Source organism: Alkalibacillus almallahensis (genome assembly GCF_011761495.1).
In the GTDB taxonomy this organism is placed as follows: domain Bacteria; phylum Bacillota; class Bacilli; order Bacillales; family Alkalibacillaceae; genus Alkalibacillus; species Alkalibacillus almallahensis.
In genome coordinates, this window is sequence record NZ_JAASRU010000002.1 from 1 (window position 1) to 26,681 (window position 26,681).

Genomic DNA, 26,681 nt, shown 5'->3' on the forward strand with positions numbered 1-26,681 from the left:
ATTGCATCATAAATATAAGGATATACAAGGCCAAATGGCATAAGTAAGGAGTGCTCTTAAGAGAGCACCCCAACATTTGACTTAGAACCTTTTTTTATGTTTAATTAAGGATTGATACTAGAAGGAGTGTTTAGATGACAGTACAACAAATCACAGAAGAAGCTCAATTAAATCAAGCTTTAAATCAAAATGAAGCTATTTTATTAAAACATAGTTTAACATGTCCAATTAGTGCTGAGGCCAAAGGTCATGTTGAATCATTTGCTACTAATCATGAGATTCCAGCTTACATTATTCATATTCAAGAAAATCGAGATTTATCTAATCAAGTTGCTGAGGAACTTAATATAAAACATCAATCACCACAAGTATTTTATATTAAACAAGGCAATGTTGAATATCATACCTCTCACTTTGAGATTAAGGAAGACCAACTAGAGAATGTTGTACAAACATAATAAAGAGGCTCTCACAAAATGAGAGCCTCTTTATTATTCTTTGTTACTATTTCGTTTTTGGATGTCTTCTAATTGTTTTAAGCGTTCAGGGTCTTCTTGAAAGTATTCCAATAAATCCCCAATTCGGAAGATACTATTCCAGCTTAAATGATGTTCTATTCCTTCCACTTCCTCGTAAATCTCGCCTTCTTCAACGCCAATTAGTTCAAGGAATTGTTCCAGTAATTCATGGCGATAGACAAGCCGTTTACCGATTTTATTTCCTTTATCCGTCAAAACTAAGCCACGGTATTTCTCATAATGGATATAATCCTTCTCATCTAGTTTTTTAACCATTTTGGTAACAGATGACGGGTGGACAGATAGTCGTTCAGCTATATCGGAAGCCCGAGCATATCCTTTTTGATCGATTAGTAAATAGATTTGTTCAATGTAATCTTCCATACTTGGAGTAGGCATGTTGAACCTCCATGATTATTAATTAACTTCTATTTTAGCAAACAAAAGCCGTTTGCAAAAGGTATATTGTCAGGTGCAATCGGTTTTTTTAGTTAATCTGCAACGGTTTAATACAGCTCACGAACAGAATCAAACCATTCAATTGATAGTTGATCACCATCTTGAATCGGCTCCGAGAATCCTACTGGCTCTTGATTACGGTAGAGTTTGAAGCGTTTCCCTGAGATCTCAGAAACATTCAACTCTATAAAGCGGAATAAATCTTGAAAAATGAATGATTGTTGAACAGGTTCGTCTATCGTGATGATATCATTTGGATGAACCAATGTTTGTCGATCACACGCGACTCCGTTTGTTGTCATATTAAACGATGTAGGTTGTAATTCTACAGGTTTGTTTTCGTAAAAGACAGTTATACCAGTTTTTGGTCCTTGATCTAAATGGGTTAATACATCATCAATCTGAATTGATTCATTGAGGGTATAAGTTAGACGATCATGATGTTGGACCAGATTAGACAGCATCGTTTTTTGGTCGTTTTGAAAGACTGTCACCTGTTCGGGAAATATTTGCACAGTTTCGCCGTTAATATTGATATCGAAAGATTGGTTAATTTTTGATAAGTCTAGCTGTGTATGTTGTTCTAAAATATCATAAACTGTATGACGTGATTGATAAATGACATGATCACCATCATTTAATGGACTCGTTATATGAGCGTTCTCTTCATTCAATTGAATCGTCGGCTGAACTTGAATAGGTTGGTCGTGAATAGACACTGTTAGATGCTCAATTGGACCAGTTAATGTTTCAATGGTGTATTGTGGGGTTTTACCATCTTCTCCAGGGAATACTTCAATCTCATCACCGTGTTGAATGTGATCTTGTAATGAAGCTACTTCTCCGTTAATTTTTATAGTTGGTGCTTCTCCATAAGTTCCTGGAAGAGTGACAGGCTTGTCATTAAATGTTATGAATAAGCCCATGCCAGGTTTGCCGTATAGTTTTTTGATTTCTAGGCCGGCCGCTAATAAGCAATCCCCAATCGTCAGTTGTTTCACATCGAATAAACGTACCATCCGTTGATTGACAGTGACACTAATATAATGGACAGGACTTTGCTTTGCTGCGATTGCTATTCCAATTGGCGTGACAAATTCAGGACTATGAGGAAGCTGTTCTTGTCCTTTAAGATTCTTGATTGCTTCAATATCTCTTACAGCTACTCGATTAGCAGGTAACTGTAATGTTTCAGCAATATGATCCGTCAGAGAAGGGGTTAAGCTACCACCACCGACTAACATGACAGCTTGTGGCGATTCTTTATTTAAACTGATAATTTGTTCGCAAATAGATCGAGATAAATTGCCGATGCTTGAGCTGATTTGTTTGGTAACGTCATCAACTGAAACACTAGTTGTAAATCCTAGAATATCTTCTACTTCCATCATATTTTGATCAATTAATTGGCGTTTGGCTTGTTCAGCTTGGTGAAAGTCCAAAAGATATTCTTGACTGATCGCTTCGGTAATCTCATCACCAGCTTTTGGAACCATTCCATAAGCGAACACGGTACCGTCTTTAGTAATCGCAATATCGCTAGTACCAGCGCCAACATCAACTAAAGCGACATTGAGTTTTCTCATGGATTGAGGAATTAGCACTTGAATCGCTGCGATAGGCTCTAAAGTCAAGGCTTCCATCTCTAAGTCAGCACGCTGTAAAGCTGCTAATAGAGATTCTACAACGACTTTAGGTAGAAAGGTAGCAATAATATCAACTGTTGCTTCTTCGCCTTGTTGGTCGATTAAAGAGCCAATGTTTTGATCATCTAAATAATAATGCGTGACCGAGTAACCGACACAATAATACTGAGCGCTGTAGTTATCAGCTTGTTTTTCAGCAAGTTGATATTGGGCTTGTTGAACAGCTGCCAACTCTAAATGAAATATGTCTTCATTCGACATAATTGGTTGTTCAGCAATACTGACACTAACGCGACTTTGTTCTGTTTTAAGCGCACGTCCAGCTGCAGCCACACAAACATGAGTCAAAGGACCATGTTTAGCTTCAAGCTCTTCTTTGACTGTTTTAATAACGTCTGAAACAGCCATTACATTATGTATTTGTCCATCCACCATGGATCGTTCCTTATGTTCATGCGATACCATATCGACTACATGATAAACATCTTCTTCTTTTTCAAGAATAATACCGACGACACTACGTGTTCCAATATCTAAAGCAAATAATCGACTCATACAGGTCACCTCCTTAAGTCTTTATAAGATCTATTCAAAAAATGTATGAAGTATTGTCTAGTATAAGACGACCTTTAATGACATTTAGGCCGTGGTTCGATATAATGTGACTAGAAAACGACAAAGATTATAAATATAAAACAATGAGATTAATTAAGGATAATGTACCATAAATATCACTTAATATAAACTGAAGCTGGAGGCAAGAACAATGAATAATCAATTAGATTCACTAAGAGAAGAACTTGATCAAGTTAATATACAATTGCTCGAACTCATTAATAAACGTGGTCAACTCGTCAAAGAACTCGGCGATATTAAGAAAGCTCAAGGGATGAAAGCTTATGACCCTGAACGAGAACGTGATATGTTAAACCACATCGTCGAGCAACATCAAGGGCCATTTGAGTATTCAACTATTGAACATTTATTTAAGGAAATCTTTAAAGCGGCAAAAGAATTACAGGAAGATGATTATCATAAGACATTACTCGTATCACGAGAGAAGCAGCCGACAGATACGATTGTAGCCGTTGATGATCTTCACATTGGAAATAGCGAACAACAATTTGTGATGGGGCCTTGTTCAGTTGAATCGTTTGAGCAAGTTGACCAAGTAGCTGAAGTGGTGAAACAGCAAGGTATCCGTATATTAAGAGGAGGTGCTTTTAAGCCTCGTACATCACCTTATGATTTTCAAGGTTTAGGTGAAGAAGGTCTGAAAATCTTACGTGATGTGGGTGATCGCCACGGTTTAAAAGTTGTGAGTGAAATTACGCACCCTAATGATATCGCTTTAGGTGAGAAATATTTAGATATTATTCAAATTGGTGCCCGTAATATGCAGAATTTCGATTTATTAAAAGAAGCTGGGAAAGCTAATGTTCCGATTATCTTAAAGCGTGGTTTAGCAGCAACGATTAATGAATTTTTAAATGCTGCTGAATACATTGTCTCGCAAGGGAACCCTAATATTATCTTGTGTGAACGTGGTATTAGAACTTATGAAACAGCTACACGCAACACACTCGATATTACCGCTGTGCCAGTACTTAAACGTGAAACGCACTTACCAGTGATGGTAGATGTCACGCATTCGACGGGTAGACGTGATTTATTATTACCAGCAGCCAAAGCAGCATTAGCAATTGGTGCTGACGGGATTATGGCAGAGGTACATCCTGATCCAGCTGTCGCATTATCTGATTCACAACAACAGATGGACTTGCCAACATTCGAGCATTTTATCCAGAACCTAAGACAGCCAACCCTGCTAACTCATGACTAAATTGTAAAATCTTTAGCATGCTGTTGCGATAGAGCGAAATTTGTCTTATGCTTAAAATTATTATTGAAATAATTTAAATATTTTCTTGATTTGCGCTTTATATTGCAATTCAAGTGTTGTCGATTATGATAAATCTCACATGCCTATTAGTTATTGAGACTAATAATGTGGGCTTAGAAGGAAAGTAACCTGTAATAAGGAGTCGTTGACTATGGGTGTAACTATTTATGATGTAGCAAAAGAAGCAAATGTCTCAATGGCGACCGTTTCTCGTGTGATTAACGGGAATACCAATGTAAAACCAGCTACGAGACAAAAAGTATTGAATGCAATCGAGGAATTAGGTTTTAGGCCAAATGCGGTTGCGCGAGGTTTAGCTAGCCGAAAAACAACATCAGTAGGTGTCATTATCCCAGACATTTCGAATTTGTTTTTTGCAGAACTAGCAAGAGGTATTGAGGATATTGCCTCAATGTATAAATATCATATTATTTTGAGTAGCTCTGATCAGCAACAAAATAAAGAGCTAGACTTGTTAGATAATATGTTAGAAAAACAAGTAGACGGAGTCATTTTTATGGGCTCTTCAGTAACAAGTGAGCATATTGAAGCGTTTAGCCAAGCTAATGTCCCGGTGATCCTAGCAGCCACAGTAGATGATAGCCACACGTTACCTTCTGTTAATATTGATTATTATGAAGCGATGAAAGATGCCGTTATTCACTTAAGTCAACAAATTGATAAAGAAGCGATTGGGTTTGTTACGTCTCCTTTAAACGCTAAGATTAATGAAATGAAACGTCAAGGCTATTTAGATGCTATTAAAGAAAGTGGTTTACCATTCAATGAAGAATACGTCTATCCAGGAGATGACAGTTACCAGTCTGGTATTGATGCCGCGAATTATTTCTTAAATCAATCGAATCCCCCTAAGGCAATTATTACATCTTCAGATGAAATGGCACTAGGGGTCGTTCACGGTGCACAGGATTACGGCATAAAAGTGCCAGATGATTTAAATGTTGTTGGTTTTGATAATACGCGTTTAGCTAATATGGTCAGACCAACCTTAACCAGTGTATTACAACCGATGTATGATATCGGGGCCGTCTCAATGCGTTTATTAACGAAATTACTTCGCGGGGAAGAAATTGAAGAAGAACAAGTCACTTTACCTCATCGAATTGTTGTTAGAGACTCAACAAAAAACTAAACCTGACGATATAGTTCATAGGTAGGCTTATATAGAAGTAGGGTGAGAGAGAGATGAAAAAAAGTGACATACTAACACCAGTCGGCATTGGTCTTGGTGCGACAATGCTTTTGCTAGGCATTTATTTTAATGATGGCTTCGGTGGTGTAACATCATTTATTCAAATTAGCTCCATGATTGTTGTGATTGGTGGTTTAACAGGTGCATTATTTGTTAACTTTAACTTAGCAGAAATGAAATTAAGTTTAAGGGTTTTTAAAGAATCGTTTCGAGACGATGATTATAATTTAAGAGAACTAATACAATTATTTATATCATTATCAGAAAAAGCGAGACGTGAAGGACTCCTGGCATTAGAGAGTGAAGTTGAAGAATTGAATGATCCCTTTATTAAAAAGGGGATTTATCTAGCTATTGATGGCATTGAACCTGAAGTCATTAATGATATTATGAATGCTGAAATTGCTGCGACTGAAGAACGTCATAGCAAGGGACGTTCGATTATAGAAAAAGCTGGTGAATATGCGCCTGCTTGGGGAATGATTGGTACACTAATTGGTTTAATCTTGATGTTAAATCAACTGAATAATCCAGAAACACTTGGACCAAGTATGGCAGTGGCATTATTAACGACTTTCTATGGCATGGTTCTTGCGAATCTTGTGTTCTTACCTATAGCAGGTAAATTAGTTTCACGAACGGAAGAAGAAATTTTTATGAAACAAGTCGTTGTTGAAGGTGTGATCGGCGTTCAGTCTGGTCAGAATCCGAAAATTCTTGAGGAGAAACTAAGTGCTTTCTTACCTGCTGAAACAACGAAAGATGATCAAGAGGAGGAAGACCAGAAAGAGGAGGTAACATGAAGCCAAAAAATAAAAAGCAGCCAAAACGTAGTGCTCCGCTTTGGATGGTTACATATTCAGATATGATGACATTGATTCTCGTATTCTTTATTTTGTTGTTTTCGATGTCTCAGATTGATGCAACGAAGTTTAATGCAGTCGCTGAATCATATCGCCAAAATGTTATTTTCGACTTTATGCCTTCACCGATTGAAGAAGAGAACCCAACTGATTTTGAGGAAGAAAGTGAAACGGACGGGGAGAATGATTCTGAAGATGAATCTCAACCAAATCAGGAACCCAGTCAAGATATAACAGCCGAGGAAGATCAGCAGAATCTAGATGAAATATATGAAGAAATTCAGGCCTACCTAGATGAGAATGAGTTAAATGATATGATTTCCGCTAATCAAACGGATCAAGGCGTTGTGCTTGTCTTACAAGAACGTGTGTTATTTGAAACGGGTGAAGCGGAGTTAATCGAGGATTTCCAACCATTTTTAGATCAATTAGCTTTACTGTTAGGGAATATGCCTAATAATGTTGAAGTTGAGGGCCATACGGATGATCGCCCGATTAATACATACCGATATCCTTCCAACTGGGAATTATCGACGGCAAGAGCTAGTAGTGTGATTCGATATTTTATTGAAGAACATTCATTAGATCCAACACGCTTTGAAGCGACGGGATATGCTGAATATCGTCCTGTTTCAGATAATAATTCCGAAGACAATTTACAACGCAATCGTCGGGTAGAAATGGTGATCCTAGAATTAGATCAAGGTTCATCCTAATAAAAAGCCTAATGGAGACTAATAATAGTTATCTCCATTAGGCTTTTTTCACATCATATAATTACGGTCGTTGAGGATTGGTTGTAATAATTTTTGTACGAGAATGCTATTTTTCTCGGTTATTTCTTCTTTTCTTGGGATTGGTTTATAAATATCATCTTTGTCATGCCATGTTGTAGGAAGTGTAACTGGACTTTCTGATTGAAAGCGCTCAAGCCATGAAGCTGGTATGTCGCCTTCAAATGGTTCTCCTTGACTAGCAACAGCCCATAACTGTGACCAAGCACGAGGCACCACACGCCAAATATCATAGCCACCACCACCTAAAGCAACCCATTTACCCTGACAATAAGTATCTGCAACAGATTGGGCTAATTTAGGGATCTCCTCATAAATCTTCATCGTACAGGCCAAATGGGATAATGGATCAAGAACATGCGCATCAGCTCCATTTTGAGTCACGATAATATCTGGATTAAAATGCTCTGCGACATTGAATAAAGTCTTTTGATAAGCATCTAAAAATGACTCATCTTCCGTAAAAGCATCAATCGGAACATTAAACGAAGTGCCATAACCATCATTGTGCCCACGTTCGTTTATATTACCTGTGCCCGGAAATAAATAACGACCTGTTTCATGGATCGAAAGGGTACAAACATTAGGGTCATCGTAAAATATCCATTGGACACCATCGCCATGATGTGCATCTGTATCAACATATAATACATTATAATCATAATGCTTTCTAATATACTGAATGGCTATCGCTGCATCATTATAAATACAAAAGCCAGATGCTTTACGGCGAAAACCATGGTGTAATCCTCCACCGAGATTAACGACAGTATTGTAAGAACCATTTAAGACATGATCGACGGCACTTAATGTACCACCAACTAATTGGCTCGCTGCAAGATGCATGTCTTGAAAGGCAGGTGTATCCTCAGTCCCAATTCCAAACTCAATTGTTTCCTCTTCTTTTAATTCATTTCGACCTGCTCGTTTAACCGCATCAATATATTTAGGGTCATGAACTAAAGCGATTTCAGAATCAGTTGCAATACGAGGTGTGATAATTTGATCATCACTAATTGCTTTCATGTCTTTAAGTAATTCGTAAGTTAATTCAACACGTTTTTGATTAAAGGGATGTTGTTCACCAAAATTGTAGTTTTGAAACGTATCTGTATAGATGAATCCTGCTTGTCGTCGTGTCATTTTGATAACCCCGGAATATTAGGCCAAATAACTTCATAACCGTGTTGTTTTAGTTCATCAATTAATGGCATCGGATTCATCGTTTGAATTCTTAAGACAATAATTTTCTGAGTATAGCTATCTTGATAAGGATAGACATAGACAGAAGAAATATTTGTATTTCGATCACTAACAATCTTGGTGACTTGTGGTAAAACACCTACTTTGTTCGGCACTTTTATTTCAATCTGAGAACTTTGTTCATGAATGCCTGTAAGCTGAATTAAGCGATATAGTAAGTCCTTCTCTGTTACAATTCCGACCAGTTGGTTATTTTTCGTCACTGGGACACAAGCAATCTCATGATCATAAAAAATTGATGCAATATCTTCGATGAAATCTAGCGGATGAACGGTAATGACAGGGGAAGTCATGATAGACGATATATCATGTTTTAAGATTTGATAATTTTGTTCAGGTTCTAAGATAGATGGTGTTGCATCTCGAACATCTCTGTCCGATAAAATACCAACGACTTGGTCATTTTCGTCCACAATTGGGATATGTCGGATGGTATGTTCATTTAATAGTGCTAAGGCCTCTTCAATTAAGTCACTAGGGCTTAATTTGACCGTGGGTTTTGACATAATTTCTTCTACTAACATCGTCTCACCTCATTTTTACATCCAATCATGACGCTTACCCATAAAGCGTAATGAATCGAATGTTTCAATTGATTCTTTTGGCACATCTTCACCAATTCTAACGAGTAAACAATTAGCGGGGTGGGACATAATTTCTGGGTCGTCTGTTGACATAGGTGTCAGTCCACCATGGCCCATCATTCTCTCCATAATTTCGCGGTATTGCCAAATGTTAAGCCGTGTCGAATCCATATCCCAATGCCAATAATATTCAGTTGTAATGACAATATAATTCTCCATTTGGTGATCTAACATCGCCACTTCTAGCAAAGTGGATCCAATACTAAGACCACGATAGTCATTAGATACTTCGATAGCACCTAATTCAATCAAATCTTCCATTTTGATTTCAGACCAACGCTCTAATGGATCAGGATGCAAAAAGGTTGCATAACCAACGATTTTATCACCATCACGCGCAATAATAATACGCCCTTCTTCAAAATCAGCAATAGACTTTACCGCTTCAAATTGCTTCTTAGCTGGACGAAATGCTGTTAACCCTTCATCGAAGTAATAATCAGCTAAAAAAGTTGAAGATAGAGGTCCTTCTACAATAATGACTTGATCGCCATTCTGAATTGTTTTGTGATGATAGGTTTTTGGATGCTTCAAAGTGACACCACCTAAATCAAATGATAAGTCTATTATAACATGTTTAGTCATCATTCTTATAGAAAAATCCCACTGAATTGAGTCAGTGGGATTTGAATAATTTAGGGTTGATTTAGTTTGAACTGTCACCGGAACCGTCGGTGGAACCATCGTCAGAACCACCATCGGAACCGTCGGTGGAACCATCGTCAGAACCACCACCGGAACCGCCGTTGGAACCATCGTCAGAACCACCACCGGAACCGCCGCTGGAACCATCGTCAGAACCACCACCGGAACCGCCGCTGGAACCATCGTCAGAACCACCACCGGAACCGCCGTTAGAACCATCGTCAGAACCACCATCGGAACCGTCGGTGGAACCATCGTCAGAACCACCACCGGAACCGCCGTTGGAACCATCGTCAGAACCACCATCGGAACCGTCGGTGGAACCATCGTCAGAACCACCACCGGAACCGCCGCTGGAACCATCGTCAGAACCACCATCGGAACCGCCACTGGAACCATCGTCAGATCCTTCACTGGAGTCATTATTATCTCCTGATCCAGAATCTCCTTCAGAACCAGACTCTTCACTTTCTTCTTCCTCTTCTTCAAGTGAACCATAAATTACTGATTCAGATAGGTTTGATTCATGGCCATACAGACTTACAGCTCTCACTGCATAGACAGAATCACTTGATGGAAGAGAAATTTCTGTTGACGTTGTATTTCCAATTTCACTAAATGAGCTATCTTCATCTGCAGCACGGTAAACTCTATAACCAACAACTTGACCGTCTGCTCCAGACCAATTAAGTGTACCGCCTGAAATAGATACATTGGATGGTGCGCTAGGTGCGCCTTCATCATCTAATTCGTCTTCAACGTTGACCAAGTCTGGGATATCACCATCCTCGATGATTTGGTCCATATCAACTGGGTCAGACCAACCAGAACCAACTCGATAAGTTGTGCCCCAGCCAAATTCATCGATAAAGTCGTTTTCCATTGTAAAGCCTTCTTCGGTAAATTCACTAGGTGTTGCATCAACAGCTGGATAACGATCGCCATCTATTTCGACATAGTCACTAGTTGAGAAGATGTCGTTATCGCTTGAAGACGGTGCATAGTCAGTGTTAAATAGATCAGTACTAACTAAACCGAGTTCAGCGCACATATCACTTGGGGCGTTACCTGTTAATCCACAGTAACTGCGTGAAACAATGCCCCCAGGACTTGAAAAGCTTTCACTTGGTGTTACAAGGTCAGAATTTATCTCAGCAGAAGAATTAACGAGTTCCGACCAAAACTGTAGGTTACGTCTACTATACTGATCATGGTTTAGCTCTAGAGCAGATGGATTTACGGCTTCATCATGATTGTAATACCCCATCCATGTTCCGACTGTGACATTTGGGTTAGTACCTACAAACCAAGCATCTTTATAGTCTCCAGATGTACCTGTTTTACCAGCCCAGTCAACACCAGGATTATTCAATGTGTAATTTAAGGATGCTGCCGTACCATTGTTGACGACATCACGCATCATATCGATCGTTAAATAAGCAGTTTGAGGCGAGAAGACTTCCTCAGATTCGGATTCATGTTCATAAATAATATTGCCTTCATCATCTTCAATGCGCTCAACCATGTACGGACTCTTATGGTTACCTTGATTAGCGAAAGTCGTATAAGCAGAGACATTTTCTTCAATGGTCATAGGAGGTGATGGACCTAGAACGTTTGATGGAACGTTTTGTCCACCATCAATCCCCATTTTGTCTAAAAATCGTTTTGGATTACCATCTTCTTCGATGATGTCAATCATCAAACGGGAAGCAGGGATGTTATCGGAATCCCGCAATGCTTCTCTTGCGCTAACAAATCCACCCGTATCATAGGAAATATAGTTACTTGGTGACCATGGTTCGCCAGGGTAGTAGTCAAATTTAACATTTAAAAGAGGTGATCCAGGTTGAATAATACCTAATTCCATTCCGACTGCATAACCAAACAACGGTTTCATCGTACTACCAGGAGGTCGAATATTATAGGTTGCATTATTGACTTGGCGTCTGTCGAAATCTCGACCACCCACAAAACTTAAAATGGCACCTGAACTATTCTCAATCATCATCGCGCCAGCTTCAACAGGAATTTCTTTTTGTGTTATTTCACCTGTATCAGGATTTTCTACTTGAACGGTTTTTGTTCTACCGTAATTGTCAAACTTATTCTTTCTAACTTGCCATTCGTCATAAATATCTTTCTTAATGGTTGTATGCACTTTTAGTCCGCTATGACGCAATTCATTCATGGCTAAATCACGGTAATGCTGACGTGTTGAGTCAACATTATTATATTCTTCTAATTCACCTTGTTCTTCAGCTAATTGTTCAGCTAAGACGTCGCGTGCACGTCTTTGAACTTCATCTGCAATAAACGGATAATCGTCGCGAATCGATTCTGTTTTTTGTGTGAAATCAGAGACAATGTCGTAATTTAAAGCCTCTTCATATTCTTGATCACTAATTTTCCCAGCGTCATGCATACGTTCCAGAACTGATTCCATTCGGTTTAAACCAGGTTGTAGTTGTTCTTCTGGTTTAAGTTCACCACCATTAGCATATGGTGTATAAACATATGGATTTTGTGGTAAACCAGCGATATAGGCAGCTTGAGGGATATTCAATTCTTCAGCATTTACATCAAAGATTCCTTGAGCTGCTGCTTGAATACCAGCAATATTACGCCCGGTTGAGTCTCGCCCAAATGGCACGACATTTAGATAAGCTTCTAATATATTTTCCTTATCAATAAATTGTTCTAAGCGTAAAGAAATAAATATTTCCTCAGCCTTACGTTCGAATGATACTTCATTAGACAAGATTTGGTTTTTAACGAGCTGCTGGGTCAATGTACTACCACCAGTTTGAGTAGGTGTTCCAGCAAATTGTTGGTATAGGGCACGCATGATGGCCTTTGGTACAATACCTTCGTGCTCATAGAAATTCTCGTCTTCAGTAGCAATCACAGCGTCTATGAAAGTTTGTGAGACTTGATCACTACTAATTTGTTCACGGTGTATATTACCACGAATTTCACCTAAGTATTTTTCGTCAGCGAAATAAACTTCAGATGTTTCTTCATAGTTATGGACCATTTCTGTCATTTCACTAGCTTCACTAACTTCTACGTCTTCAACTAAAGAAGCGAGATAGCCGAAACCTAATCCACCAATAAAAAAGGCGACGGTTACACCGATAATGATGAAGAATAGTAAGACATTCCAAGCAATATCGAGTGAAACACGTGTGTATTTCGGAAATTTCCCTTTTTGAAAAAATGAAAGAAATTTATTGTCAGATTTTTGATTACTCATCGACGAACCTCCTAAAATATCGATTATATTATAGCATATCTTGTCTAATCGTCATATCATCTATTAGAATGATTATGTTGCGTTTTTAGTAAGACTATGGTAAAAATATAATGATCAAATAAAAATAACAAGCGACGAATAGTTGAAGTAAGGACATAATGATGGTGTTACAGAGAGCTGATGGGTGGTGCAAATCAGTACACACTATGGACTGAATTACGGCTAGGAGCTTTTCTCGATTATGAGACGGTTAGTCCCGTTAACGAAAGAAGTGGTGTCTTGTATTTGAAGACACAAATAGGGTGGTAACGCGAGCCTCTCGTCCCTAAGCGGATGAGGGGCTTTTTTATATTTTAAAGGAGGTATACCATGAATATTATTGAAGATTTACATGCCAGAGGGCTCATTAATCAGATGACTGATGATGTGGGGTTAGAAAATCATTTAATTGAAGATAGAGTGTCATTATATTGTGGATTTGACCCTACAGCTGATAGCCTTCATATTGGTCATTTATTACCTATTTTAATGCTGAAACGTTTCCAAGAAGCGGGTCATCGACCGATTGCATTAGTTGGTGGTGGCACTGGTTTAATTGGTGATCCGAGTGGACGTAGTGAAGAACGTCAATTGAATGAGGAATCAATTGTTCAAGATTGGGTGGCTAATATTGAGAGTCAATTGTCTCGTTTAATTGATTTTTCTGATGAGAAAACAGGAGCTAAAGTCGTGAATAACTATGATTGGCTTTCAGAGATGTCAGTGATCGATTTATTGCGTGATGTAGGTAAGCATTTCAGTGTTAATTATATGTTAGCGAAGGATTCTGTTGAAACAAGAATCGAAAACGGGATTTCTTTTACAGAATTCACTTATATGTTGCTTCAGTCACTTGATTTCCAACGATTAAATCAACAAGAAAATGTGACCTTACAAATTGGTGGTAGTGACCAGTGGGGTAATATTACAGCTGGATTAGAATTTATTCGTCGTAAAAGTGATGAAGGCGAAGACGTTGAGGCATACGGTCTGACAGTACCATTAATCACTAAGGCTGATGGTTCAAAGTTTGGTAAAACAGCGGGCGGAGCTATTTGGCTTGATGAGAAGAAGACGAGTCCTTATGAATTTTACCAATTCTGGATTAATACCGACGATCGTGATGTCGTGAAGTTCTTGAAATCTTTCACCTTCTTATCATTAGAGGAGATTGCTGAATTAGAAAAAGAACTATCAGAACGTCCAGAACAAAGAATAGCTCAGCGTCGATTAGCTGAAGAAATGACGAAAATGGTTCATAGTGAAGCAGCCCTCAATCAAGCACAACGTATTACAGCTGCACTCTTTGGTGGAGATATCAATGATTTAACTAAAGAAGAGGTTGAGGTCGGTTTTAAAGATATTCCGACCTATGAACTAATTGATTCCGAAAAAGGTTTAATTGATTTACTTGTTGAAGCAAAAATTTCTTCATCTAAACGTCAAGCACGCGAAGATATTCAAAATGGTGCGATTTATATTAATGATCAACGCCAGCAAGATTTGGGTTATGTTGTGAATCATGAAGATCGAATTGATAATGCATTTACTGTCATTCGCCGTGGTAAGAAGAAATACTTTTTAGTACGTCATAGCTCATAAATTCATAAACAGCCAACTTTATTTAAGGTTGGCTGTTTATTTTTATAAAAACCAGACTAAATGGATGAGCTTTATTTGAATTATGATGTTTATAAGGGTATAATCATTTTGTTGTATGATGTCATAAACTAATTTTGATACAACATGAATTGATTAAGGGGGATTATCATGTTAAACATCATGAAGAAATTATCGTTACTATTAGTTGTGTTAGTTGCATTAGCAGCTTGTGCAAGTGAAGGTAGCAGCGATTCAGAAGAAGGGGAAGAGAACCAATCAGAAGAATCTGCAGAAGGTAAAACGCAAGAGCAAGAATCTGATGGTAATAATGAAGAACTCGTGGTTGATCTGGATTCAACACCATCATCACTTGATCCACATGCAGCAAATGATGGGATCTCGTTATATGTGATGACTAATATTTATGATACATTAGTTCGGATGAATCAAGATCTTGAGCTTGAACCGAGTTTAGCTAAAAGTTATGAACAAGTGAATGAAACGACTTGGGAGTTTAAGTTAAGGGAAGATGTCACATTTCATGATGGTGAACCATTTAATGCAGAAGTGGTCAAGATGAATCTTGATCGTGTTTTAGATCCAGAAGTTGGGGCGACCTTAAGCTTCTTATTTGATATGATTGATGAGGTAGAAGTCGTTGATAATTATACAGTTCAAATTCATACAGAATACCCATTCTCAGCACTGCCAGCTCATTTAGCTCACCCTGGTGGTCACATGATTAGTCCGAAATCAATAGAAGCGGATTACGAAGGGATGGAGAATGGAGAAAACCCACTTACAGCTGTTAATGAAAATCCTGTAGGTACAGGGTATTATGAATTAGAGGAACATAATTCAGGCGAAAATGTAATCTTAACGAAAAATGAAGATTACTGGGGAGAAAAACCTAACTTTGAACGCATTGTTTTCAAAGCAGTTCCTGAAGAAAGTTCACGTGTTTCAGAATTACTGACTGATGAAGCTGATATCATTTATCCGGTCAATACCGATAAAGTGTCTAGTATTAATGAGTCAGAAGAAGGTCGTGTGAAAGAATCAGAAAGTGCTAGTATGTCTTACTTAGGTTTTAATGTTGAAAAAGAGCCGTTAGATAATCGTGGGGTACGCCGAGCTATTAATATGGCTATTGATAAAGAAGCTTTAGTAGAAGGCTTGATGAGTGGCGTTCCTTTACCAGCGGCTGGTCCATTAGCGCCAACAGTGAATGGATACAGTGATGAATTAGAGTTGATTGAACATGACGTGGAAGAAGCAAAAGAAATATTAAAAGAAGAGGGTTATGAGGAAGGCTTTAGTCTAGATGTTTATGTCTATGATAAAACGACGGCTGATACAGCTGTTTATATTCAGTCTGAATTAGAAGAACTCAACATTGAACTGAATATTGAACAATTGGATATAGGTGCTTACTTAGATTTAACAGCACAAGGAGAGCATGATATGTTAGTCGGTAGTTGGGGCACTGTCACTCTAGATGCTGATTATGGTTTATATCCAATGTTCCATTCTGAAAACGCAGGGTCGGCAGGTAATCGTTCATTCTTTAGTCATGATAAGGTTGATCAACTATTAGAAGAAGCTAGACGATCTAATGATGAAGAGAAACGTTTAGAATTATACGAGGAAGCACAGCAAATTATTATTGATGAATCACCTATCGTACCATTATATCATTCTGTCCTACTAGCAGGGTTAAGTGAAGATATAGAAGGATTCTACCAGTATCCAAGTAGTTTCCCTTATTTAAAAGACGTTAAAAAATCGGAATAAGCTTGTAAATTAAAAGGAGAGCTCAACATAATTGAGCTCTCCTTTTTCTTATTGATTTAATAAGTTTTCAATATCATTCATAATCTGACCAGCTTCTTCCCAATTACCATTTGATAGAGCATTTTGGTACTCATCAAATAGTTCAGAAACGTTATTCAGACGTTCTTGAGCGTCTTCGCTAATTGGAGGTGTTTGCTGTTCGTTATCCTCTTGATCAGTTTCGCCAGTTCCAGTACCTTCGCCATCTGGATTTTCAGCATCTTCAGGCATGTTTGTAGGAGCACCACGTTCAATTCGATCAACTAATTCTTCTAAGGCGTCATCGAATGTAGGTTCCATGACAATATAATCACCATAAGCGACGACAACTTGCTTCACTTCAGGTAATGATGTTTCATTAGAAGATTCGATATAAATCGGCTCAACGTACATGACAGTGTCTTCGATTGGAATCGTTAATAAGTTACCTCGAATGACACTTGAACCACCTTGTGACCATAAATTCAGTTCTTGTGAAATAACACTATCTTGGTTAATACGGTTTTCAATTTGTTGAGTTCCGTAAATGTTGCGTTGTTTCGGAAACTCATAAACCACTAGTTCACCATAGTTGTCACCATCATTTCTAGCACCCATCCAAGCAATCATATTTTGCCGGTTTTTAGGAGTGTAAGGTGACATGAGCACAAATTCTTCCTCATCATTTCCTGGTAGTGCCATTGTGATATAATAAGGTTCCATCGTAATATCCTGATCAAAATACCGTTCAGTTGAGAATTCCCAGCGGTCTTCACGGTTATAAAATACTTCTAAGTTACCCATATGATAAGTTCCATAAATGTCCGATTGAATTTCAAATAAATCAACTGGGTAACGGAAATGTTTTTCAATATCTTCTGGTATTTCTCGAGTGAATAATTGCGGGAACATATTTTCATATGTCTTCAGCAATGGATCTTCCTCATCAACAACATAGAAATCGACTTCCCCAGAGTAGGCGTCAACAGTTACTTTAACAGAGTTACGAATATAGTTATCTTCACCATTATGTCTCTCAGAATATGGGTGATTTCCTGACTTCAAGTATGCATCAATTACCCAAACAAGTGAACCATCATCACGGACCACGATATATGGATCTTGATCATAGTCTATAAATGGTGCAATGCGCTCAACACGATCTTCAATATTTCGAGTTGCTAGTAGTTGACTGTCGTCAGTGATTTGATCAGACGTGAACATTCTAAATGAACCTTCACTGATTGAGAATAAGGTGCGATTAATACCTGCTAATGAAATACCAGTATCTTCACTAAAACGGTAAGATTGGTTGCTATCTCCCATTGGGTAATCAAATTCATCTACTTGGGTATTAACCATCACGTTCTGTGCTTGTTCTTCACCGAAATAAATCTGTGGTCGTGTAATCTCGACTTCACCTTCTGCAGGTATATCTTGGACTAAGTATTCTGGTTGTCCTTGAGAGTCTATCTCATTAACTTGGCTCATCGTTACCCCGTAACCATGTGTATACCGTAACTTTTCATTTCGCCAAGTTCTTGCTTGGTCCGGTAAGTCTGATGTATTTAATTCACGGGTGCCGACAAATACCTGTTGATAGTCACCATTAATTTCATAACGATCAATATCGACATCATTAAATTCATAGTAATTTCGGAATGTCTGTAATTGGTTATAAACGTCTAGTAAAGGGCGTGAATCATTGATACGTACATTTTCGATTGTATCTTGATTTCGATCAATCATCTCCTGATCTAAGCTGCGAGAGCCTGGGTGATCTTCTACAGTAATATCGTTTAAATCGTAAGCATCAAGCGTTAAATCAAGATTATGCTGTAAATAAGGTTCCTCACGATTAAATTCATTTGGAGAAACCACATAACTTTGAACAACAGCCGAGACAATTTGGCCGGTTAATGCCACGGTAATGTACAGTGCAATAGGGATAACCATCCATGTTAAATTACCTTTAATTAAGGCAGCAATTAAAATTCCTACACCTAATATCGCGATACCGGCCAAGATATAAGCCTTAGGTATGTTAATCACATCATCTGTATAACTTAAGCCATAAACAACACTTTCTTGAAACCAGTTTACTTGATTGGTTAGAAGGGTATTGTATGGTTCAAGTAGATGATTGAGAGCTATAAATATCCCGATTAACGCAACGCTAACACCTAGATGCCATTGAGCTACTCGACTTTCTCGGTACATGTTGAAAACTGAGTAAGCTAGCCCAATTATAACGGTCATAAAGACTGTTAAGCCCAATAGTAAATTAATAACTAACTCGAAAATCGGTAATAAATAAATGTAAAAGGAAAAATCTAAATTAAAATGTGGATCTGTTTGACCAAATGTTTCATAATTTAATGCTTTTAAAGCAGGTTCCCAACCGATCCCTTGTACCATAACTGTGCCTACAGCACCAAAAATTAGAGCGATAAGAAATATAATCGTATACGCAGATTTTTTCTTTAACAAAATTGGTGGGATCGTTTCTTTGTTTAAGAATTTTATGTAAGCCCGGTGTATCCAAAAGAATGTAACATAGGCTACTACAAAATAAAGTATAAAACCAATTAAGCCCAGCGAAACTCGACTCATTAATATAGTTGTGAATACTTGCTCGTAACCAACGGAATCCATCCAAATGTATTCAATAATCCAGTTAAAACTTAATAAACCGATTATAATGAATGGAATCAGAATAATACTTAACCATTTTATAAGTTTCAACCATTTTGAACCCGATTCTTTCTTTTGATTCGGGTGTTGAAACACATTATCGTCACTCATGCAATCTCCCTCTCCGTGTATAGTCCAATGACTATTATACCAAAATACAGTCGCTAGATATAGTTATAAGGTAACATTGTGAGATGGTTTTTATGACTTATTTTTAATTGAAACACATAAATTAGTCGAAAAATGTTTTTTGGAATCAGAAGTATTTAGTATAATCATAAAACACGACAACAATTTAGGAGACTAGCTCATGCGACAACTACATGATTTAATAAAAGAAATTAAACAACCTGAACTTATAGATGCTATGGATGATCCAAGAATCGGAGGCCTTGTCGATCACTCCCAAAAAGTCAAAAGTGGAGATTTATTCATAGCAGTTCAAGGATATGAAGCAGATGGTCATCAATATATTCAAGATGCGATTGATCGTGGAGCAGTTGCTGTAATTGGAGAGAAGGATTTAACAGGTTATGATGTACCTTATATAAAAGTTGACAATAGTAGACATATATTAGGGGAACTGGCTAAAGTATTTTATGATTACCCGTTCGAAGATAAATTGGTTATTGGTGTTACTGGCACGAATGGTAAGACAACGACAAGCCATATGTTGCATCACTTGTTGGTTGAATCGAATTACCAAACAGGGTTAATCGGAACGGTTAAATGTGTCATTAATGGTCAGACCTTTACACAAAAGCAAACAACGCCGAGTGTCTTAGACTTATATCAACACGTTTATGATAGTCAAGATGACGTTATGGTAATTGAAGTGTCGTCACATGCTCTTGATCAGAACCGATTAGCAGGCGTCACATTTGATTATGGCATTTTTACGAATTTGAGCTATGAACATTTAGACTATCACGCTGACATGTGGGCTTATTTTAAAGCGAAAAGACAACTCTTTTCACAATTAAAGCCTTACGGACAAGCATTGGTCAATGTCGATAATGACTGGGGAAAACAGCTTTATGAATGGCTAGAGTCCCATCAATACCATGTTAAACGTATTGGGCAGTCATTTGATGCTGATGTAAGATTAATGGACATGGATTGCAATGAAGGTTGTAACATGACATTAAAGATTGACGAAGATTCTTTTTCAATTCATTCACCACAGTTAGGTTTGTATAATTTATATAACTTGGCCTTGGCTTTTTCTGTAGCAAATGATTTAGTTGAAAAACCTCAATTATTAGTGGATAAGGTTAAAACCTTCTCAGGAGTGCCTGGAAGATTTGATTTATTTGAAATGAGTAATGGGGTGAAAGTTGTTGTTGATTATGCACACACATCAGATGCTATTCAACAATTATTGGCTACTGTTTATACGATAAAGTCTGGTCGCTTATTCCATATTTTTGGTTTTAAGGGGAACCGTGATAAGAGTAAAAGAGGCGATATGGTTCGTCAATCCTTAAAATATAGTGATCAAACCACTTTAACAATCGGAGAATTAAATGGTGAAACAGTAGAAGGTATGTTTGATGAAATGAGTCATTTAGTCAGTGTGTGGAATGATCAGCGCTTAACAGTCGAGAAACCACGTCACCGATTAATTGAACAGATCATAAAAAGTGCAAAACCGGAAGACTGGGTGGTTATAAGTGGACAAGGTCATGAACTTTATGATTATGAGAATGAGTGGGGGACGAAAACAGACGGGGAAACCGTTAATTATGTCGATCGATTATTAGCAACTGAAGTATCAAAAGAATAATATAAAAAACTCAAGCCAAAATTTTGGCTTGAGTTTTTTATTAGGCAACTTAACGTGAATACCACTCAACGATAAGCGCTTCATTAATTTCTGAAGAAAGCTCAGAACGTTCAGGGTAACGGTTGAAAGTAGCTTCTTTCTTGTCCGCATCTGTTGTAACGTATTCTGGAATTACGTTAGCAGCTTCTAGAGCTTCATTAATTGCATCAAGGTTTTGTGATTTCTCACGTACACCAACAACTGTACCAGGTAGCACACGGTAAGATGGGATGTCAACGCGACCACCATCTAATGTGATATGACCATGTGTCACTAATTGACGAGCTTGTGCGCGTGTACGAGCGAATCCAGCACGATAAACTAAGTTATCTAGGCGAGATTCAAGGATTTGCATGAAGTTCTCACCATGAACACCACGCATTTTAGCAGCATCGTCAAAGATACGACGGAATTGACGTTCAGTTAATCCGTACATATAACGAAGTTTTTGTTTTTCCTGTAGTTGTAGTCCATATTCAGTAAGTTTTTTACGTTGAGATGGACCATGTTGACCTGGCGCATATGGGCGCTTCTCTAATTCTTTACCTGTACCAGTTAGAGAAATACCATAGCGACGTGATTTCTTCCATAGAGAGCCTGTGAAACGTGCCACGAGCGTCTCCTCCTTTTTATTTTATTTTGCATAAAATAAAAACAGTGAGCTTCCTGATCTATGCGCATTTTGCTTTCATGTACCTTCGCTCCAGCAGCAGAGAGTTACGCGATACACCTCAATTTGAGGTACAAAATGCAGACCACAGTCATTCCACCGAGGCTGCCTTTTATTTTACACAAAAGATATTATAGGATGTGTAGTGAATAAAGTCAAGCCCTATCGTGATTTTATTCTATAAATGCTTTTTAAGTGTTTCGACAAACTTTTCTAAGTAATGCTGATCTGTTTCATCAAAACGTTCTTTAATAGGAGCATCAATATCTAAAACGCCAAAAATTTCGTCATTTACTATGATAGGAACGACAATTTCAGATTGGCTTTGAGCATCACATGCAATGTGACCAGGAAATTGATGGACATCAGGCACTAATTGGGTCGCCCGTTCTTGGGTAGCTGTTCCACAAACGCCTTTACCATTAGGGATTTTCACACATGCAGGTAAACCTTGGAATGGTCCAAGAACGAGTTCGCCATGATTCATCGTGTAAAATCCAACCCAGTTCACGTTGTCGAGAAACTGGTTTAATAAGGCGCTAGCATTTGCTAAGTTTGCTGTTACGCTAACTTCTCCTTCAAGTAGACTGTCTAGTTGTTTTAATAATTGTTCATAGCTTTGTGATTTAGTTCCAGTGTAAGATTGGACTTCAAACATTTTGTGAATCTCCTTTAAAAAATATTATTAATCATCTATATTAGACAGGATAACAGCTAACATTGTCGAAATTAATAAGTATGGTATAGTCGATTAGTTACAGGTGGAGGTGGTTTCGTGTCTAAACAATCTAGTCGTGAAAAAATAATGAATGCTGCCAAAGAGTTGTTTTATTACAACGGATTTAATGGTACATCTATAAGAGCAATCACTGATCAAGCAAATGTTAATGTGTCATTGATCAGTTATTATTTTAAAAATAAACAAGGTTTACTCGAGCAAGCGACTACCGATTATTATGAATATTATTTAGAAATGCTTGAATCATTAATAGACGAACACCCTATTTCGACAAAAGATGATTTCTTGAATGTGATAAAGGAAATTATACATTATAAAGAGAAGCATTTTCAATTTACATGTTTCATTCAGCGTGAGTTAACTTTAGATAATCAATTTATCCGCGAATTATTCTCAACTTATGTCGCGAAGGAAACATATTACTTCAAAACGCTTGTCGAGAAAATAACGGAGCGAGTAAAGGCAAATAAGATGGAACAAGAGGCGTTTTATTTACAGTTTAAGAGTTTGATTAATGGTCCATTTATTTACGGTAATGAGTGGAAACGCGAATATGAGTGGGATGATAGTAGAGGTGTGTTTATCCAATCGTATATTAATTTATTAAATCAATGGTTTTCACCGTTATTAGCAGAATAAATGTTATATAAAGAAATTTTTATAAATTGACATTTTTTTAGCCAAATCGGGTTAAATCGTGATATGATTGGGTATATAAGTATATGATCGGAAAAGTGTTAGGGGGCTTTTGATGGAATACATAATCGGAATAATCATACTCATAATTGCCTTTATTTTAGTAGGAGTCGTAGCACGTAAAAAAGTTTATAACAAAGTCGACACACTTGAAACATGGAAAGTAAAACTCATGAATCGTCAAGTAGCAGATGAACTCGGTAAGGTTGGCCATCTAAATTTAACAGGCGAAACAGAAGAGCTATTTGAAACGTGGCGAAATGAATGGGACGACATTAATGATCACGTGTTTACTGAAGTGGAAGAATATTTATTAGATGCAGAAGAAGCTGCAGAAAAATACAAATTCGGCAAGGCCTCACGTAGTTTGAAAGCAGTGGAGCAAAAGCTCTCTAGGGTCGAAAAGACCATTGATGACATTTTTGATGAAGTTGACCGATTATTACATTCTGAGCAGGATAGTCGAGAAGAAGCTGAGAAGTTGCAACCCATGATCTCTGAGACTCGAAAAAAAGTATTACAAAATGGCTATCAACTTGGTAAAGCTGAAGTTGTATTTGAGGTTGAGCTCGATGAATTGCAACAAGAAATGGCGAGGTATGAGGAATTAACAACAGAAGGAAATTATTCCGATGCCTTAGAGTTGATACATAATGTGAAAGCGCGGTTGAATGAATTAAACCGCAAAATCGAAACATTTCCTGAATGGTACCGTTTATGTAAACACACTTTACCTGAAGAATTGGATCAGTTACATAACGGATTGAAGGAAATGAAAGATGATGGTTATCGTGTACAACACTTAGGTATCGAAAAAGAGATTCAAACGCACCATGAAACCTTATTAGCTGTTGTGGAGCAATTAAATAAAGGTAAGGACGATGATGTTCAAGAGAAGATCGAACAAATTCAATCAAGAATGGTAGAAATTTATGACCAATTAGAAAAAGAAGCGTTTGATAAGAATTTCGTCATGCAGCGTTATGATCTGCTGGACAATAAAGTGGAACAAGCTCGTGAAGCATTTAATGAAACTAAAGAAAACGTGATGATTGTTAAGGAAAATTATCATCTTAAAGACGAAAAGTACGAAAAGCAGTATGAATTAGAAAAATCGCTAGATCAACTTGAGAAAAAAGCAACACGTATTAAAGCCATGATTGAGCATGAAGAACAACCATATTCAACAATTCGTGCCGATTTAGAAGGTTGGATGTCTGATTTTGAAGAATGGGAAGTAGCTCATCAACAATTCTCAGATCATCTTTATAATTTACGCAAGGACGAGTTAAGTGCTCGTGAAAAAATTGATCAATTAAAACAGCGAATTAGTCATGTACGGCAAAGATTATACAAAAGTAATTTACCTGGTGTTCCTAACTATATTGTTGACTTAATTAATCAGGCAACAGATTTAGTTGAAAAAGCCAATCAATCCTTGAATGTACAACCATTAGATGTTGATGAAGTTTCAAATACATTAGAAGAAGCAGATAAAAATGTGGAAAGAGCGGTTGAGCAAACGGATTTATTAATTGAGCAAGCGCAGTTAGCGGAATACGTCATTCAATATGCGAACCGATACCGTAGCAGTTATCCTGTTTTAGCAGCCAAAATAGCAGAAGCAGAAGAGCAGTTCAGACATAATGATTATGAATTAGCATTAGAACAAGTAGGAACTGCCTTAGAAGAAATAGAGCCTGGTGCTGTTAAGAGAATTGAGGAACAATTAAAGGTAACTGCATCATAGGGGGAGTGGTGTAGTATGGATCGATTCATCATCATTTTAAGTTCAGTCTTGTTTGTTGCCACATGGACAGTTGTAATTGTTTTGTTTATTCAAGAATCAAAAACGACTTATGTTGCACAAGATCATTTTATTTCCGAGGAAATATCTTTATCCGACAAATCATTTGATTCATTGTGGGCTTTACATAGTCAGCAATTGCAACTGGTACAGGAGGAAACCAATTCATCAAATGAATTAGTTGCAGATGGAACGTCTTTTAATGCAAAACAATTGAAAGACGAATTTCAATCCATTGATGATTCATCCTTGGATTCTTGGCGTGAATATTTCAATGATGAAGAAGATCAAAAAACGATTTCAATCAATGAATTGTTAAATATGTTTGGTCAAACTAATGAAGCTGTCTCCGAATCATAAAGGGAGAGAGCTTCTTTTATATTTGCTGTCACATTATACATTGTGGTAATATGATTTGATGGAATGAGGACGACTAAAGGAGATAAGAAACTATGATATATTTAGACAATAGTGCCACAACAAAACCATACGATGAAGTCGTAGACACGTTTCAAAAAGTAGCAACGACTTATTTTGCAAATCCATCTTCGATTCATGCATTAGGTGGTGAAGTTGAAGCACTTTTGACTAAATCCAAAGAACAAATAGCTTCATTATTAGAGATTAAACCACATGAAGTGATTTACACATCAGGTGGTACAGAAAGTAATAATTTGGCGATTAAAGGTACAGCTCATGGTTACCAAAATCGCGGGAACCATTTAATCACATCAAAAGTTGAACACCCATCCGTCCTAGAAACATTTCGTTATTTAGAAACACAAGGTTATTCAGTCACTTATTTATCAGTAGATGAGTCGGGACATATTTCATTAGAGGAATTAAAAGAATCCATTACGGATCAAACCATTTTAGTAAGCCTTATGCATGTGAATAATGAAATCGGCACTATTCAACCGATTGAACAGGTGGCAGATTTATTAGCTGATTACCCGAAAACTGTGTTTCATGTTGATCATGTACAAGGGTTTGGTAAGCTTTCACTACCTTATCACCATCCTCATCTTGATTTAGTGACGATATCAGGACATAAAATTCATGGATTAAAAGGTTCAGGTTGTCTAATTAAAAAAGACCATATTCATTTAACGCCACTTCAACACGGCGGTGGTCAAGAACATGGCGTGCGACCAGGAACGGAAAATATAGCAAGTGCTGTTTCTTTTGCAAAGGCGATGCGTATTGCTAAAGAGAACGAAAAATCATATCAGAAACTCGAACCATTACGTGAGACTTTGGTGGATGATTTATCGAAATATGATAATGTGAAGATTAATTCTCCCAGAAATGGCGCATCTCATATTTTGAACTTTTCTGTCCAAAACTTTAAACCAGAAGTGTTGATCCATGCATTGAAAGAAGAAGGTGTGATTGTCTCTACTAAATCTGCCTGTTCTTCTAAAGACAATGAAGTCAGTCATGTATTAGAAGCATGTGGTTTAAGTGATGTCTCTGCAAGCAGTGCCATTCGAGTTAGCCTGACAACAGAACAAACTATCGAAGAAGTACAATCATTTTTACAAGCTTTTCAAAATGTAATGAATAAATATGAAAAAATAATGGGGTCATAAT

The 26,681-nt window shown here is 37.4% G+C and carries 21 protein-coding genes and 1 other annotated feature; of the genes, 12 read left to right on the forward strand and 9 right to left on the reverse strand.

Features of this window, described 5'->3' with window-relative positions; all coding sequences use genetic code 11:
* Nucleotides 1–134 precede the first annotated feature (134 nt).
* Nucleotides 135–458: a bacillithiol system redox-active protein YtxJ gene (gene ytxJ, locus FHR85_RS01975; protein ID WP_167260539.1), complete on the forward strand. Its 324-nt coding sequence runs from the start codon at nt 135–137 to the stop codon at nt 456–458.
* Between the two features lie 33 nt (nt 459–491).
* Here ytxJ and mntR read toward each other — a convergent pair whose 3' ends face one another.
* Nucleotides 492–917 (reverse strand): transcriptional regulator MntR, encoded by a 426-nt coding sequence (gene mntR, locus FHR85_RS01980; protein WP_167260541.1) that lies wholly within the window; start codon nt 915–917, stop codon nt 492–494.
* Nucleotides 918–1,024: 107 nt separating this feature from the next.
* Entirely contained in the window at nt 1,025–3,178 is a 2,154-nt protein-coding gene (locus tag FHR85_RS01985) for a cell division protein FtsA (RefSeq protein ID WP_167260543.1), read from the reverse strand.
* 211 nt (nt 3,179–3,389) lie between these two features.
* Between FHR85_RS01985 and FHR85_RS01990 the strand changes: the two genes are divergently transcribed.
* The 4 genes from FHR85_RS01990 to motS all read left to right on the forward strand — a co-directional run bounded on the left by FHR85_RS01990 (nt 3,390) and on the right by motS (nt 7,318).
* The gene (locus tag FHR85_RS01990; protein ID WP_167260545.1) at nt 3,390–4,466 is read left to right on the forward strand and encodes a bifunctional 3-deoxy-7-phosphoheptulonate synthase/chorismate mutase; all 1,077 of its coding nucleotides are present in this window, start codon (nt 3,390–3,392) and stop codon (nt 4,464–4,466) included.
* Nucleotides 4,467–4,677: 211 nt separating this feature from the next.
* Complete coding sequence (gene ccpA, locus FHR85_RS01995) at nt 4,678–5,679, forward strand: catabolite control protein A (RefSeq protein WP_167260548.1); 1,002 nt, start codon at nt 4,678–4,680, stop codon at nt 5,677–5,679.
* A gap of 53 nt (nt 5,680–5,732) precedes the next feature.
* Nucleotides 5,733–6,542, forward strand: a complete 810-nt coding sequence (gene motP, locus FHR85_RS02000) for a flagellar motor protein MotP (protein ID WP_167260550.1) — start codon at nt 5,733–5,735, stop codon at nt 6,540–6,542.
* Nucleotides 6,539–7,318 (forward strand): flagellar motor protein MotS, encoded by a 780-nt coding sequence (motS, locus tag FHR85_RS02005; RefSeq protein ID WP_167260552.1) that lies wholly within the window; start codon nt 6,539–6,541, stop codon nt 7,316–7,318. The genes motP and motS overlap by 4 nt, the downstream gene beginning before the upstream one ends.
* A 48-nt stretch (nt 7,319–7,366) precedes the next feature.
* On the opposite strand, the gene FHR85_RS02010 is transcribed toward motS, so the two are convergent.
* From FHR85_RS02010 to FHR85_RS02025, 4 genes are all read right to left on the reverse strand, one after another.
* Nucleotides 7,367–8,539: an acetoin utilization protein AcuC gene (locus FHR85_RS02010; protein WP_167260554.1), complete on the reverse strand. Its 1,173-nt coding sequence runs from the start codon at nt 8,537–8,539 to the stop codon at nt 7,367–7,369.
* Nucleotides 8,536–9,183, reverse strand: coding sequence for an acetoin utilization AcuB family protein (locus FHR85_RS02015; RefSeq protein WP_167260556.1), 648 nt, complete (start codon nt 9,181–9,183; stop codon nt 8,536–8,538). Before FHR85_RS02015 ends, FHR85_RS02010 begins: the two co-directional genes overlap by 4 nt.
* Nucleotides 9,184–9,198: 15 nt before the next feature.
* A complete protein-coding gene (locus FHR85_RS02020) occupies nt 9,199–9,837 on the reverse strand; it encodes a GNAT family N-acetyltransferase (RefSeq protein WP_167260558.1) in 639 nt (212 codons plus the stop codon).
* Nucleotides 9,838–9,949: 112 nt separating this feature from the next.
* Complete coding sequence (locus FHR85_RS02025; RefSeq protein ID WP_167260560.1) at nt 9,950–13,204, reverse strand: transglycosylase domain-containing protein; 3,255 nt, start codon at nt 13,202–13,204, stop codon at nt 9,950–9,952.
* A gap of 125 nt (nt 13,205–13,329) precedes the next feature.
* Nucleotides 13,330–13,534, forward strand: a binding site (T-box leader).
* Nucleotides 13,535–13,573: 39 nt separating this feature from the next.
* Here FHR85_RS02025 and tyrS point away from each other — a divergent pair.
* Together tyrS and FHR85_RS02035 are read left to right on the forward strand one after the other, a co-directional pair.
* Nucleotides 13,574–14,845 carry a tyrosine--tRNA ligase gene (gene tyrS / locus FHR85_RS02030; protein WP_167260562.1) on the forward strand — a complete coding sequence of 424 codons (1,272 nt, stop codon included), beginning with the start codon at nt 13,574–13,576 and terminating at the stop codon, nt 14,843–14,845.
* Between the two features lie 168 nt (nt 14,846–15,013).
* The gene (locus FHR85_RS02035) at nt 15,014–16,639 is read left to right on the forward strand and encodes a glutathione ABC transporter substrate-binding protein (RefSeq protein ID WP_243864130.1); all 1,626 of its coding nucleotides are present in this window, start codon (nt 15,014–15,016) and stop codon (nt 16,637–16,639) included.
* A gap of 48 nt (nt 16,640–16,687) precedes the next feature.
* Here FHR85_RS02035 and FHR85_RS02040 read toward each other — a convergent pair whose 3' ends face one another.
* Nucleotides 16,688–19,462 carry a UPF0182 family membrane protein gene (locus tag FHR85_RS02040; RefSeq protein ID WP_167260564.1) on the reverse strand — a complete coding sequence of 925 codons (2,775 nt, stop codon included), beginning with the start codon at nt 19,460–19,462 and terminating at the stop codon, nt 16,688–16,690.
* Between the two features lie 199 nt (nt 19,463–19,661).
* Between FHR85_RS02040 and FHR85_RS02045 the strand changes: the two genes are divergently transcribed.
* Nucleotides 19,662–21,137, forward strand: coding sequence for a UDP-N-acetylmuramoyl-L-alanyl-D-glutamate--2,6-diaminopimelate ligase (locus tag FHR85_RS02045; RefSeq protein ID WP_167260566.1), 1,476 nt, complete (start codon nt 19,662–19,664; stop codon nt 21,135–21,137).
* A gap of 49 nt (nt 21,138–21,186) precedes the next feature.
* On the opposite strand, the gene rpsD is transcribed toward FHR85_RS02045, so the two are convergent.
* Nucleotides 21,187–21,789 (reverse strand): 30S ribosomal protein S4, encoded by a 603-nt coding sequence (gene rpsD, locus FHR85_RS02050; protein WP_167260568.1) that lies wholly within the window; start codon nt 21,787–21,789, stop codon nt 21,187–21,189.
* Between the two features lie 235 nt (nt 21,790–22,024).
* The gene (locus FHR85_RS02055) at nt 22,025–22,504 is read right to left on the reverse strand and encodes a GAF domain-containing protein (RefSeq protein WP_167260570.1); all 480 of its coding nucleotides are present in this window, start codon (nt 22,502–22,504) and stop codon (nt 22,025–22,027) included.
* A 117-nt stretch (nt 22,505–22,621) separates the two neighbouring features.
* Between FHR85_RS02055 and refZ the strand changes: the two genes are divergently transcribed.
* From refZ to FHR85_RS02075, 4 genes are all read left to right on the forward strand, one after another.
* The gene (gene refZ, locus FHR85_RS02060) at nt 22,622–23,224 is read left to right on the forward strand and encodes a forespore capture DNA-binding protein RefZ (protein ID WP_167260572.1); all 603 of its coding nucleotides are present in this window, start codon (nt 22,622–22,624) and stop codon (nt 23,222–23,224) included.
* Nucleotides 23,225–23,336: 112 nt separating this feature from the next.
* The gene (ezrA, locus tag FHR85_RS02065) at nt 23,337–25,031 is read left to right on the forward strand and encodes a septation ring formation regulator EzrA (protein ID WP_167260574.1); all 1,695 of its coding nucleotides are present in this window, start codon (nt 23,337–23,339) and stop codon (nt 25,029–25,031) included.
* Between the two features lie 15 nt (nt 25,032–25,046).
* Nucleotides 25,047–25,448, forward strand: coding sequence for a hypothetical protein (locus FHR85_RS02070; RefSeq protein ID WP_167260576.1), 402 nt, complete (start codon nt 25,047–25,049; stop codon nt 25,446–25,448).
* A 92-nt stretch (nt 25,449–25,540) separates the two neighbouring features.
* Nucleotides 25,541–26,680: a cysteine desulfurase family protein gene (locus FHR85_RS02075; protein ID WP_167260578.1), complete on the forward strand. Its 1,140-nt coding sequence runs from the start codon at nt 25,541–25,543 to the stop codon at nt 26,678–26,680.
* Nucleotide 26,681: the final 1 nt, after the last annotated feature.

Excerpts from the sequence above, each read along its gene's own strand:
- FHR85_RS02045 (WP_167260566.1), top strand. The coding sequence starts at position 19,662 with ATGCGACAACTACATGATTTAATAAAAGAAATTAAACAACCTGAACTT.
- FHR85_RS02075 (WP_167260578.1), top strand. The coding sequence starts at position 25,541 with ATGATATATTTAGACAATAGTGCCACAACAAAACCATACGATGAAGTC.
- tyrS (WP_167260562.1), top strand. The coding sequence starts at position 13,574 with ATGAATATTATTGAAGATTTACATGCCAGAGGGCTCATTAATCAGATG.
- FHR85_RS02035 (WP_243864130.1), top strand. The coding sequence starts at position 15,014 with ATGTTAAACATCATGAAGAAATTATCGTTACTATTAGTTGTGTTAGTT.
- ccpA (WP_167260548.1), top strand. The coding sequence starts at position 4,678 with ATGGGTGTAACTATTTATGATGTAGCAAAAGAAGCAAATGTCTCAATG.
- motS (WP_167260552.1), top strand. The coding sequence starts at position 6,539 with ATGAAGCCAAAAAATAAAAAGCAGCCAAAACGTAGTGCTCCGCTTTGG.
- FHR85_RS02070 (WP_167260576.1), top strand. The coding sequence starts at position 25,047 with ATGGATCGATTCATCATCATTTTAAGTTCAGTCTTGTTTGTTGCCACA.
- FHR85_RS01985 (WP_167260543.1), bottom strand. The coding sequence starts at position 3,178 with ATGAGTCGATTATTTGCTTTAGATATTGGAACACGTAGTGTCGTCGGT.
- motP (WP_167260550.1), top strand. The coding sequence starts at position 5,733 with ATGAAAAAAAGTGACATACTAACACCAGTCGGCATTGGTCTTGGTGCG.
- ezrA (WP_167260574.1), top strand. The coding sequence starts at position 23,337 with ATGGAATACATAATCGGAATAATCATACTCATAATTGCCTTTATTTTA.
- FHR85_RS02015 (WP_167260556.1), bottom strand. The coding sequence starts at position 9,183 with ATGTTAGTAGAAGAAATTATGTCAAAACCCACGGTCAAATTAAGCCCT.
- FHR85_RS02055 (WP_167260570.1), bottom strand. The coding sequence starts at position 22,504 with ATGTTTGAAGTCCAATCTTACACTGGAACTAAATCACAAAGCTATGAA.
- FHR85_RS02010 (WP_167260554.1), bottom strand. The coding sequence starts at position 8,539 with ATGACACGACGACAAGCAGGATTCATCTATACAGATACGTTTCAAAAC.
- FHR85_RS01990 (WP_167260545.1), top strand. The coding sequence starts at position 3,390 with ATGAATAATCAATTAGATTCACTAAGAGAAGAACTTGATCAAGTTAAT.
- mntR (WP_167260541.1), bottom strand. The coding sequence starts at position 917 with ATGCCTACTCCAAGTATGGAAGATTACATTGAACAAATCTATTTACTA.
- FHR85_RS02040 (WP_167260564.1), bottom strand. The coding sequence starts at position 19,462 with ATGAGTGACGATAATGTGTTTCAACACCCGAATCAAAAGAAAGAATCG.
- ytxJ (WP_167260539.1), top strand. The coding sequence starts at position 135 with ATGACAGTACAACAAATCACAGAAGAAGCTCAATTAAATCAAGCTTTA.
- FHR85_RS02025 (WP_167260560.1), bottom strand. The coding sequence starts at position 13,204 with ATGAGTAATCAAAAATCTGACAATAAATTTCTTTCATTTTTTCAAAAA.